This is a genomic window from Nocardioides sp. NPDC058538 (assembly GCF_042719275.1).
In the GTDB taxonomy this organism is placed as follows: Bacteria; Actinomycetota; Actinomycetes; order Propionibacteriales; family Nocardioidaceae; genus Nocardioides.
Map to the genome: position 1 here is coordinate 25,175 of NZ_JBHXNY010000044.1, position 10,448 is coordinate 35,622.

11 protein-coding genes are annotated in these 10,448 nt (G+C 68.8%); 7 read left to right on the plus strand and 4 right to left on the minus strand.

All coding sequences use genetic code 11. The annotated features are described in order from the left end of the window. Position 1: 1 nt before the first annotated feature. Complete coding sequence (locus ACFWQC_RS25495; protein ID WP_378684706.1) at positions 2 to 484, minus strand: nitroreductase/quinone reductase family protein; 483 nt, start codon at positions 482 to 484, stop codon at positions 2 to 4. Positions 485 to 849: 365 nt separating this feature from the next. Here ACFWQC_RS25495 and ACFWQC_RS25500 point away from each other — a divergent pair, with 365 nt between their 5' ends. From ACFWQC_RS25500 to ilvC, 3 genes are read left to right on the plus strand one after another with little or no spacing between them, the layout of a single operon-like run. Beyond that, the gene (locus tag ACFWQC_RS25500; protein ID WP_350663853.1) at positions 850 to 2,601 is read left to right on the plus strand and encodes an acetolactate synthase large subunit; all 1,752 of its coding nucleotides are present in this window, start codon (positions 850 to 852) and stop codon (positions 2,599 to 2,601) included. Then, entirely contained in the window at positions 2,601 to 3,164 is a 564-nt protein-coding gene (ilvN, locus tag ACFWQC_RS25505; protein WP_141792540.1) for an acetolactate synthase small subunit, read from the plus strand. Before ACFWQC_RS25500 ends, ilvN begins: the two co-directional genes overlap by 1 nt. Positions 3,165 to 3,198: 34 nt before the next feature. After that, the gene (gene ilvC / locus ACFWQC_RS25510) at positions 3,199 to 4,224 is read left to right on the plus strand and encodes a ketol-acid reductoisomerase (RefSeq protein ID WP_378684709.1); all 1,026 of its coding nucleotides are present in this window, start codon (positions 3,199 to 3,201) and stop codon (positions 4,222 to 4,224) included. A gap of 195 nt (positions 4,225 to 4,419) precedes the next feature. Here the strand turns inward: ilvC and ACFWQC_RS25515 are convergent, their stop codons facing one another. Both ACFWQC_RS25515 and ACFWQC_RS25520 read right to left on the minus strand, forming a co-directional pair. Continuing rightward, positions 4,420 to 5,238 (minus strand): ABC transporter permease, encoded by an 819-nt coding sequence (locus ACFWQC_RS25515; RefSeq protein ID WP_378684712.1) that lies wholly within the window; start codon positions 5,236 to 5,238, stop codon positions 4,420 to 4,422. Then, complete coding sequence (locus tag ACFWQC_RS25520; RefSeq protein ID WP_378684715.1) at positions 5,235 to 6,152, minus strand: ABC transporter ATP-binding protein; 918 nt, start codon at positions 6,150 to 6,152, stop codon at positions 5,235 to 5,237. Before ACFWQC_RS25520 ends, ACFWQC_RS25515 begins: the two co-directional genes overlap by 4 nt. Positions 6,153 to 6,300: 148 nt before the next feature. Between ACFWQC_RS25520 and ACFWQC_RS25525 the strand changes: the two genes are divergently transcribed. Then, positions 6,301 to 6,996, plus strand: a complete 696-nt coding sequence (locus ACFWQC_RS25525; RefSeq protein WP_378684717.1) for a DsbA family oxidoreductase — start codon at positions 6,301 to 6,303, stop codon at positions 6,994 to 6,996. A 19-nt stretch (positions 6,997 to 7,015) separates the two neighbouring features. On the opposite strand, the gene ACFWQC_RS25530 is transcribed toward ACFWQC_RS25525, so the two are convergent. After that, on the minus strand, positions 7,016 to 7,585 hold the full coding sequence (locus ACFWQC_RS25530; RefSeq protein WP_355021027.1) for a class I SAM-dependent methyltransferase: 570 nt from the start codon (positions 7,583 to 7,585) through the stop codon (positions 7,016 to 7,018). 266 nt (positions 7,586 to 7,851) lie between these two features. Here ACFWQC_RS25530 and ACFWQC_RS25535 point away from each other — a divergent pair, with 266 nt between their 5' ends. From ACFWQC_RS25535 to ACFWQC_RS25545, 3 genes are all read left to right on the plus strand, one after another. Next, positions 7,852 to 8,019 carry a hypothetical protein gene (locus ACFWQC_RS25535; protein ID WP_355021026.1) on the plus strand — a complete coding sequence of 56 codons (168 nt, stop codon included), beginning with the start codon at positions 7,852 to 7,854 and terminating at the stop codon, positions 8,017 to 8,019. A gap of 9 nt (positions 8,020 to 8,028) precedes the next feature. After that, positions 8,029 to 9,084 (plus strand): 3-isopropylmalate dehydrogenase, encoded by a 1,056-nt coding sequence (locus ACFWQC_RS25540; RefSeq protein WP_378684722.1) that lies wholly within the window; start codon positions 8,029 to 8,031, stop codon positions 9,082 to 9,084. A gap of 120 nt (positions 9,085 to 9,204) precedes the next feature. Further along, entirely contained in the window at positions 9,205 to 10,284 is a 1,080-nt protein-coding gene (locus tag ACFWQC_RS25545; RefSeq protein ID WP_378684725.1) for a branched-chain amino acid aminotransferase, read from the plus strand. Positions 10,285 to 10,448 lie beyond the last annotated feature (164 nt).

Below are 10,448 nucleotides of genomic sequence, written 5' to 3' on the forward strand. Positions count from 1 at the left end.
GCTACGACGCTTCGGTGGGCTCCAGGACCACGACGGGGGTGGGGTGCGAGCGGCGAGCGGCGAAGTCGTCGAGCTCGCCCCATCCGTCGTCCACGGCTGCCAGCAGCTCCCAGAGCCGGTCGCGGTCGGGGCCGACGGCCTCGCGCGCACGCACCTCACGTACTCCGCCCTCGACCGTCTCCACGCGCGCCTCGGGGTGGGCCTGCAGATTGAGCCACCGCGCCGGTGCGGGCTCGGCCCAGCCGTTCATCGCGAGCGTGGCGTAGCCGGACCCGTCGGGGACGTAGGAGACGATGACCGAACGCTCCTGTCCGGTGCGGCGCCCGATCGTGGTCAGCCGGAGCATGCCCGCTCGGTCGGGGCGTGGGCGGCGCAGGAAGCGGGCTCCGCCCGCGGCGTACAGCCGGCGGTGGAACCACCACGCGGCGCGGATGAACCAGCGCGGCGGCAGCCACGGGGACTTCTGATTCTCGTCGGTCGACATCGTTGCCTCCATGGGCGGGTCAGACCCGAGATCCACGTCTCCGGCCAGCGTATCGACGGCGGCGGGCCGGTCGCCTCGGTGAGAACCCTGAGATCCGCCCAGCCGAACGACTGACAGATACTGGGACGGTGATCTCAGATCATGGGACGCGCGATAGGGTGAGGTGACACGGCGCGACACATGGGGTTAACGTGTGGGCATGCTGAACAGCATTCTCGTACTTATCAGGCGCGTCGCCTAGGAGCCACTGGCCCCAGACGACGCGTCTCCCTCCGTTGCCCGCCGGGCCGGGGGGTTTTTTGTTGCACAAGCAGATGTACGAGACAGCCCATGAGTAGACAGCTCTGATGAGTAGGACGGCGGACATGAGCGAGCAGATGACAGGCGCGCAGAGCCTGATCAAGTCGCTGGAAGCAGCGGGGGCCGAGAACATCTTCGGCATTCCGGGAGGAGCGATCCTTCCGGCGTACGACCCGCTGATGGACTCGAAGATCCGCCACATCCTCGTACGTCACGAGCAGGGCGCCGGCCACGCGGCCCAGGGCTACGCCGCCGCGACCGGCAAGGTCGGCGTCTGTATGGCCACCAGCGGCCCGGGCGCGACCAACCTGGTCACCCCGCTCGCCGACGCCAACATGGACTCCGTGCCGATGGTGGCCATCACCGGCCAGGTCGGCGCGGCGATGATCGGCACCGACGCCTTCCAGGAGGCGGACATCCGGGGCATCACGATGCCGGTCACCAAGCACAGCTTCCTCATCACCGACCCCGCGGAGATCCCGCTGCGGGTCGCTGAGGCCTTCCACCTCGCCTCCTCCGGGAGGCCGGGTCCGGTCCTCGTCGACGTCACCAAGTCGGCGTTGCAGGCCACCACCACCTACCGGTGGCCGACCGAGCTCCACCTGCCGGGCTACCGCCCGGTGACCAGGCCGCACGCCAAGCAGATCCGCGAGGCGGCGCGCCTGATGCTGGAGGCCAAGAAGCCGGTCCTGTACGTCGGCGGCGGCACCATCCGCTCCGGCGCCCACCGCGAGCTCCTGCAGCTGGCCACGCTCACCGGGATCCCGGTGGTGACCACCCTGATGGCGCGCGGCGCCTTCCCCGACTCCCACCCGCAGCACCTCGGCATGCCGGGTATGCACGGCACCGTCCCCGCCGTCGCCGGCCTGCAGAAGTCGGACCTGATCATCAGCCTCGGCGCCCGCTTCGACGACCGCGTCACCGGCAACCTGGACTCCTTCGCCCCCAACGCCAAGGTGATCCACGCCGACATCGACCCGGCCGAGATCGGCAAGAACCGCTACGCCGACGTCCCGATCGTGGGCGACGTGCGTGAGGTCCTCACCGACCTGATCGCGGTGCTCACCGCCGAGAAGGAAGCCGGCAAGGAGGGCGACTACGAGGGCTGGGTCGCGTTCATGGCCGGGATCAAGAAGGCGTACCCGCTCGGCTACGATCTCCCCGCGGACGGCCTCTCGCCCCAGTACGTCATCGAGCGGCTCGGCAAGATCTCCGGCGAGGAGACGATCTTCACCGCCGGTGTCGGCCAGCACCAGATGTGGGCCGCGCAGTTCATCGGCTACGAGCACCCCAACACCTGGATCAACTCCGGTGGCCTCGGCACGATGGGCTACTCCGTTCCGGCCGCGATGGGCGCGAAGGTCGGCTGCCCGGACTCCACGGTGTGGTCGATCGACGGCGACGGCTGCTTCCAGATGACCAACCAGGAGCTGGCCACCTGCGCGATCGAGGGCATCCCGATCAAGGTCGCGATCATCAACAACGACAACCTGGGCATGGTGCGCCAGTGGCAGACGCTCTTCTACGGCGAGCGCTACTCCAACACCAACCTGCAGTCCCACGGCCAGCCCAAGCGCATCCCTGACTTCCCCAAGCTGGCCGAGGCCATGGGCTGCGTCGGCCTGGCCTGCGACTCCGCCGACGACGTCGACGCCACCATCGAGAAGGCCATGGAGATCAACGACATGCCCGTCGTCGTCGACTTCCGGGTCAACAAGGACGCCATGGTGTGGCCGATGGTCGCCGCCGGCTCCTCCAACGACGAGATCCAGTACGCGCGCGACCTCGCGCCCGAGTTCGACGAGGACGACCTGTGATGAGCATCCAGCCCGTGAAGACCGGCGGCAAGCACACGCTGAGCGTCCTGGTCGAGAACAAGCCCGGCGTCCTGGCCCGCGTCGCCGCGCTCTTCTCGCGCCGCGGCTTCAACATCGAGTCGCTCGCGGTGGGCCCGACCGAGCACGACGAGCTCTCCCGCATGACGGTCGTGGTCAATCTCGAGAACACCCCCCTCGAGCAGGTCACCAAGCAGCTCAACAAGCTGGTCGAGGTGATCAAGATCGTCGAGCTCGAGCCTGAGACGCGCGTCCAGCGCGCCCTCATGCTGGTCAAGATCACCGCCACCACGGAGACCCGCAGCCAGGTGCTCGACACCATCCAGCTCTTCCGCGCCAAGGTCGTCGACGTGTCCACCGACACCGTCATCGTCCAGCTCGCCGGCAACACCGGGAAGCTCAACGACTTCCTCCGGGTCATCGAGCCCTTCGGCATCCGTGAGCTCTCCCAGTCCGGCATGGTCGGCATGGGCCGCGGCTCCCGGTCGATCTCCGAGCGCAGCCTGCGATCCGTGGCTGTGCCCGCTCCGCCTTCCGCGGTCTGAACCCCTATCAAACACAACTAAAGGAGAAGCCCTCGTGGCTGAGATTTTCTACGACGACGACGCCGACCTCGCGCTGATCCAGGCGAAGAAGGTTGCCGTCATCGGCTATGGCAGCCAGGGCCACGCCCACGCGCTCAACCTGCGTGACTCCGGTGTGGACGTGCGCATCGGCCTGCAGCCCGGCTCGAAGTCCACTGCCAAGGCGGAGGAGGAGGGCCTGAAGGTTCTCACCCCGGCCGACGCAGCTGCCGAGGCCGACGTGATCGTCATCCTCGCCCCCGACCAGCACCAGCGTGGTCTCTACAACGACGAGCTCGCGCCGCACGTGACCGCCGGCAAGACCCTCGTCTTCGGCCACGGCTTCAACGTGCGCTTCGGCTACATCAAGGCGCCCGAGGGCGTCGACGTGATCCTGGTCGCCCCGAAGGCCCCGGGCCACACGGTCCGTCGTGAGTACGTCGCCGGCCGCGGCATCCCGGACATCATCGCCGTCGAGCAGGACGCCTCCGGCTCCGCGTGGGACCTCGCCAAGTCGTACGCCAAGGGCATCGGCGGCACTCGCGCCGGTGTCATCAAGACGACCTTCACCGAGGAGACCGAGACCGACCTCTTCGGCGAGCAGGCTGTCCTCTGCGGCGGCGTGTCCCACCTGGTCCAGGCCGGGTTCGAGACGCTCACCGAGGCCGGCTACCAGCCCGAGATCGCCTACTTCGAGGTGCTCCACGAGCTCAAGCTCATCGTGGACCTGATGTGGGAGGGCGGCATCGCCAAGCAGCGCTGGTCGATCTCCGACACCGCTGAGTACGGCGACTACGTCTCCGGCCCGCGCGTCATCGGCCCGAAGGTCAAGGAGACCATGCAGCAGGTGCTCGCCGAGATCCAGGACGGCTCCTTCGCCGCCCGCTTCATCGCCGACCAGGACAACGGTGCGGCCGAGTTCAAGAAGCTGCGCGAGGAGGAGGCCGGCCACCCGATCGAGGCCACCGGCAAGGCTTTGCGCGCCCACTTCTCGTGGAGCCAGTCCGACGACGACTACACCGAGGGGAGCGCAGCGAGGTAACGAGCTCGCGAGCGCCAGCGAGCGTTGGCTCGTTCGCCGAGCAAGCGACCCAGCGGCCCGAAGGGTTGCTCGGGCAGCGCAGCTCGCTGACCCCTCAGTAGTGCCGAGCCGGCACAGAAAGACCAAGCCGAGTCGGCGCGTTCTAACGCGCCGACTCGGCTTGGTTTCATGGTCAGTCTGCGCCGCCTCGGCGGGTCATTTGACCTCGGACCGGAGGACCAGGCGGAGGCCGATGATCGTGGGGATGATCAGCCAGATCAGGCTGGCGACGCCCAGCTGTGCCCACATCTTGGCGGTCGTCTCGGAGTAGAGGTTCATCGTCGCCCAGTTGAGGTCGAACCAGTTGGCGTGCTCGGCCCACCAGGTGTTGGTCGAGGCCAGGGCCGAGGAGACGGTGGGCAGGACGAGGGAGTAGACGAAGTAGGCGACGATGGCGCCGGGGGAGCTGCGGAAGACCATGCCGAGCATGAAGCCCATGAACATCCCGATCTCTTGGACCAGGGTGACCCGGGCGAGCTCGCCGAAGGAGAGGTTCCAGACCGGGTCGAGGTCCATGACGGCTGCGGCGCCGAGGTAGCCGAGCGCGCCGACGGCAGCGGCGACCGCGATGGAGACGACGCCGACCACGGCGGTGACCAGCGCCTTCGCGGCGATGACGCGGCCGCGTCCGGGCACCAGGGTGAAGGTGGTCAAGGCGCTGCGGGCGCTCCACTCGCTGGTGACGGCGAGCACCGCGATCATCGGGAGGATGACCGAGATCGGGATTCCCCAGGCGGTCGCGAAGCTCTCGTAGTCGAGGTCGTCGCCGTCCACGAAGATCGTGATCGCGGCGGTCGCGGCCAGGGCGAGCACGACCAGGCTGGCCATCAGCCAGAACCCCGAGCGGGTGTCGAACATCTTGCGCAGCTCGACGCCGGCGATCCGGCCGAAGGGGATCGGGGCGGGCACGGCCCGCTCGCGGCGGCGTACCGTAGTCGGGCTGGCCGGCTCGGGGGCGATGGTCGTGGTGGTCATGCTGCTTCCCTTTCCGGGGTCTGGACGTGGTCGCGCTGGGTCTCGGCGGTGAGCTGGAGGAACATCTCCTCCAGGCCGGCGCCATCGGCGGCCCGGAGCTCGGTCAGCACGAGCCCGGTGTCGAAGGCGATCTGGCCGACGGTGGCGAGGTCGGCGTCGCTGTGGACGGCCCCCTCGGTGGTGAGCTCGGCGGTGTGGCCGGCCCGCTGGAGAGCCCGGCCGAGTGAGGTGGGGTCACTGGAACGGGCGTACGTCTCGCCGCTGGAAAGCAGCTCCTGCTTGGTTCCCTGCGCCACGATGCGGCCGTTGCCGATGACCACGATGTCGTCAGCGATCACCTCGATCTCGTGCAGCAGGTGCGAGGAGAGCAGCACGGTGCCGCCGTCGTCAGCGAAGCCACGGAGCAGGTCGCGCATCCAGCGGATGCCGGCCGGGTCGAGCCCGTTGGCCGGCTCGTCGAGGATCAGCACCTCGGGGTCACCGATCAGGGCCGTCGCGATGCCGAGTCGCTGCCGCATCCCGAGGGAGTAGTTGCGTACGCGACGCCCGGCCTCCTCCTCGGTCAGACTCACCCGGTCGAGGGTCTCGGCGACGCTGGACTTCGACAGCCCCATGGTGCGGGCGGCCAGGGTGAGGATCTCGCGGCCGGTGCGGCCGCCGTGCTGGGCGGAGGCGTCCAGCAGCACCCCGACCTCGCGACCGGGGTTGGGCAGCTGGGAGAAGTGGCGGCCCAGCAGGTGCGCGCTGCCGGAGGACGGATCGGTGAGTCCGACCAGGATGCGCATGGTCGTGGACTTACCGGCGCCGTTGGGGCCGAGGAAGCCGGTCACCCGGCCGGGCTCGGCGGTGAAGGTCACGTTGTCGACGGCCGTGAACCTGCCGTACCTCTTGGAGAGGGCATCGATCTGGATCATGCTCCGAGCCTGGTGCCAGGCGGCCCTCGGGCGCGTCGGGCAGATCCCTGGCGGGTGCCTGGACCTTCCCCTGATCTCCCCTGAGACCGTCTCGGGGTAGATCAGTCCGCTGTGGAATGTTTCGTACCGGACGAAACGTTCTCAAAGCATGCGTATTGATGTCTGGTCCGACGTTGTCTGTCCCTGGTGCTACATCGGCAAGCGCCACCTCGAGGAAGCCCTGGAGCGCTTCGAGCACAGCGACGACGTCGAGATCGTCTACCACTCATTCGAGCTCGACCCCAGCGCGCCGCAGGTGCCCGTCGAGACCACGGTCGAGGCCCTGGCGAAGAAGTTCGGCGCCTCGGTCGACCAGGCCCGCGAGATGATGAAGCAGGCCAACGTGCCCGCGGCCGCGGCCGGGCTCGACTTCCGTCACGAGGACACCCCGCACGCGCGGACCATCGACGCCCACCGGCTGCTCCACCTGGCCAAGGCCGAGGGCAAGCAGGCCGTGCTCAAGGAGGAGCTGCTCGCGGCGTACTTCACCCGTGGTGAGTCGATGGGCGACCACGCCGTCCTGAAGCAGGCCGCGGTGAGCGTCGGCCTCGACGCCGGCCGGGTGGACGAGGTGCTCGCGAGCGACGAGTTCGCAGACGAGGTGCAGGCCGACATCGACCAGGCCCGCGCCTACGGTGCGACCGGGGTGCCGTTCTACGTCGTCGAAGGGAAGTACGGCGTCTCCGGCGCCCAGCCGACCGACCTGTTCAGCCAGCTCCTGGAGAAGGTGCACGCCGAGACCAAGCCGGCGCTCACGCTCGTCGGCGAGGGCGACGCCTGCGGTCCCGACGGCTGCGCGATCTGAGCCGCCGGGCCGGAACGGACTAGCGCTTGGTGGCGAGCAGGACGCTGGTGTCGGCGGCGACCATGACCTCGACGGTGGTGAAGCGCTCGTCGGTGAGCCAGGACTCGCGCAGGCTGTCGACGCGGCCGTAGACGATCGGCGGCCACAGGTCGGTGGGGATGAGGTCGTCGATGACGACGATGCCGCCCTCCTCGACGAGGTCGGAGAGCTGGTCGGGGGAGACCCCGCCGGGGGTCTCGGCGTCGAGGAAGAGCAGTGCGAACGGGCCACGGTCGCGCAGGATGCCCCAGTCGGCGGCGATCACCTCGACCTGCGAGTCGTCGGCGAAGATCTCGGCAGCCTCCTTGGCGAGGTGCTCGTCGAGCTCCGCGGAGACGATGTGGGCGGCCTCGCCGCGTACGCCGCTTCGCAGCCACGCGGTGCCGACACCGCACCCGGTGCCGAACTCGGCCATGGTGCCGCTCCGGGTGGCCGCCAGAGTCGCCAGCAGCCGCCCGGTCTCGTTGCGGCAGAACGACACATAGCCCGCGCGACGGGAGACGTCGAAGGCGCGGGTCACGATGTCCGGAAGCTCTGGGGGTGCACTCACAGGGCCAGTCTTCCCGATATCGCGTGTGAGCGCGCGCACGGGTGTCTCGGATGGCGGACCATTCGTCCAGATCTGCTCTCTGGAAGCGTCTGTCGGGTTAACGTCAGAGCACCATGCGGAGCATTTTTCTCGTACTCGAGTGCCGCGACGGGGCCCGGCGGTAACGACCGCAGGAGAAGCCACCTCGTCGCGGTGGCTTCCGTCTTCCAAAGACCCCGGCTTCTCTCCCACACCCTCTGTTTCCCGATGTGTGAAGGAAAGAAGCCATGTACGCGATGTACCCCGAGAGCCCTGCCGAATACAACAAGGGCCGCGAGTGGGGCCCGGCGAGCCACGACCCCGACAACCCGCACAGCGTCGAGAACACCATCGCCGCGGTGCAGCAGGCGCTCGACCTGCGGGACAACGGCGGCCAACTGCCCGACGACAACTAGTCTCGCCGTATGTCTACGACCAACCTCGCAGTGATCCCCGGCGACGGCATCGGACCGGAGGTGACCGCCGAGGCGCTGAAGGTGCTCGAGATCGCCTCTCCGGTGAAGTTCGAGCAGACCCGCTACGACCTCGGCGCCGAGCGCTATCTCGCCACCGGTGAGGTTCTCCCCGAGTCCGTTCTCGCCGAGATCAAGGAGCAGGACGCCATCCTGCTCGGCGCGATCGGCGGCAAGCCGAACGACCCGAACCTGCCTCCCGGAATCCTGGAGCGCGGGCTCCTCCTCAAGCTCCGTTTCGAGCTGGACCACTACGTCAACCTGCGTCCGTCGCGACTCTTCCCGGGGGCGGTGTCCCCGCTGTCGCCGGCCGTGCTCGACAAGGGCGAGATCGACTTCGTCGTCGTGCGCGAGGGCACCGAGGGGCTCTATGTCGGCAACGGTGGCGCGATGCGGGTCGGAACCCCGCACGAGGTCGCCACCGAGACCTCGATCAACACCGCCTACGGCGTGGAGCGGGTCGTACGCGACGCCTTCGCCCGTGCCCAGGCCCGCCCGCGCAAGAAGCTGACCCTGGTCCACAAGACCAACGTGCTCGTCAACGCCGGCTCGCTGTGGTGGCGGATCACCCAGCAGGTCGCCGAGGAGTTCCCCGACGTCACCGTGGACTACCTCCACATCGACGCGGTGATGATCTTCCTCGCCACCGACCCGGCCCGCTTCGACGTGATCGTCACCGACAACATCTTCGGCGACATCATCACCGACCTTGCCGCTGCCATCACCGGCGGCATCGGCCTGGCCGCCTCCGGCAACATCAACTCCTCCCGGGAGTTCCCCTCGATGTTCGAGCCCGTCCACGGCTCCGCCCCCGACATCGCCGGCCAGCAGAAGGCGGACCCCACCGCGGCCATCCTGTCCGGGGCCCTTCTGCTCGAGCACCTCGGTCACCCCGAGGCTGCCGCCGCCATCGACGCCGCCGTGCTCGCCGACCTCTCCGAGCGCGGTTCGGAGCCACGTACGACCTCCGAGGTCGGCGACGCGATCGCCGCCCGCGTAGCCAGCTAGACGCTCATCCCCGAAGGGGCCGGGCGCAGACGAATCTGCGCCCGGCCCCTTCGTCCGTCCCCATCACTTTCCCCTGCCGCAATAGCACGGCACTCGTAGAACAGGACTAATCTCATGGTCATGGAGATCAGCACCACATTGTCGACCCAACCGGCCACCGACAAGCAGCTCGCGGAGGTCCTGGCGAACCCAGGCTTCGGCAACCATTTCACCGATCACATGCTCACCGTCGAGTGGACGCCCGAACAGGGCTGGCACAACGGTCGCATCGAGGCGTACGCACCGCTCAGCCTGGACCCGTCGGCAGCCGTGCTGCACTACGCCCAGGAGATCTTCGAGGGGATGAAGGCCTACCGGCACGCCGACGGCTCGATCTGGTCGTTCCGGCCCGAGGCCAACGCCGCCCGGATGGCCCGCTCGAGCGAGCGGCTCGCGCTGCCCGTCCTGGAGATCGAGGACTTCGTGCAGACCGTCTTCGACCTGGTCAAGGTCGACCAGCGGTGGGTGCCCGAGGCCTCGGAGAGCGATGAGAAGAGCCTGTACCTGCGGCCCTTCATGTTCGCTTCGGAGTCGTTCCTCGGCGTGCGCCCGGCCCAGCACGTGACCTACATGGTCATCGCCTCGCCCGCCGGCTCCTACTTCAAGGGCGGCGTGAAGCCGGTGCGGATCTGGCTCACCGAGGACTACACCCGCGCCGGCCGCGGCGGCATGGGCGCGGCCAAGACCGGCGGCAACTACGCCTCCTCCCTGGTCGCCCAGGCCGAGGCGTCGGCCAAGAGCTGCGACCAGGTGGTCTTCCTGGACGCGCAGGAGGGCAAGTACGTCGAGGAGCTCGGCGGCATGAACCTCTACTTCGTCCACGCCGACGGCCGCATCGTCACCCCCGAGACCGGCACGATCCTCGAGGGGATCACCCGCGCCTCCATCATCGAGCTCGCGGGCAAGCTCGGCTACACCGTCGAGGAGCGCAAGTTCGCCATCGACGAGTGGAAGGCCGGGGTCGAGTCCGGCGAGATCACCGAGGTCTTCGCCTGCGGCACCGCCGCCGTCGTCACCCCCGTCGGTGAGCTCGTCCACGAGGGCGGCTCCATCGCCTCCGCAGGAGATGGCGAGGTCTGGAAGACCCTCCGCAAGCAGCTCGTCGACATCCAGTTCGGCCGGGCCGAGGACACCTTCGGCTGGATGCGCAAGATCGTCTGACCCTCGACGGCCGAGACGTCACTCGCGTCGGCCGAGTAACCGCGCGTAGCGCGGAAGCGTCAGGTACGCAGGTCGAAGCGTCACTCCGGTCGGGCGGGGGGGGCCGCCGCGGCGGCCGCGGACCGCGCCCGGGTCGGCGGGGGCGGGGGGGGGGGGGGAGCGGG

Excerpts from the sequence above, each read along its gene's own strand:
- ACFWQC_RS25495 (WP_378684706.1), bottom strand. The coding sequence starts at position 484 with ATGTCGACCGACGAGAATCAGAAGTCCCCGTGGCTGCCGCCGCGCTGG.
- ACFWQC_RS25500 (WP_350663853.1), top strand. The coding sequence starts at position 850 with ATGAGCGAGCAGATGACAGGCGCGCAGAGCCTGATCAAGTCGCTGGAA.
- ilvN (WP_141792540.1), top strand. The coding sequence starts at position 2,601 with ATGAGCATCCAGCCCGTGAAGACCGGCGGCAAGCACACGCTGAGCGTC.
- ACFWQC_RS25515 (WP_378684712.1), bottom strand. The coding sequence starts at position 5,238 with ATGACCACCACGACCATCGCCCCCGAGCCGGCCAGCCCGACTACGGTA.
- ACFWQC_RS25520 (WP_378684715.1), bottom strand. The coding sequence starts at position 6,152 with ATGATCCAGATCGATGCCCTCTCCAAGAGGTACGGCAGGTTCACGGCC.
- ACFWQC_RS25525 (WP_378684717.1), top strand. The coding sequence starts at position 6,301 with ATGCGTATTGATGTCTGGTCCGACGTTGTCTGTCCCTGGTGCTACATC.
- ACFWQC_RS25535 (WP_355021026.1), top strand. The coding sequence starts at position 7,852 with ATGTACGCGATGTACCCCGAGAGCCCTGCCGAATACAACAAGGGCCGC.
- ACFWQC_RS25540 (WP_378684722.1), top strand. The coding sequence starts at position 8,029 with ATGTCTACGACCAACCTCGCAGTGATCCCCGGCGACGGCATCGGACCG.
- ACFWQC_RS25545 (WP_378684725.1), top strand. The coding sequence starts at position 9,205 with ATGGAGATCAGCACCACATTGTCGACCCAACCGGCCACCGACAAGCAG.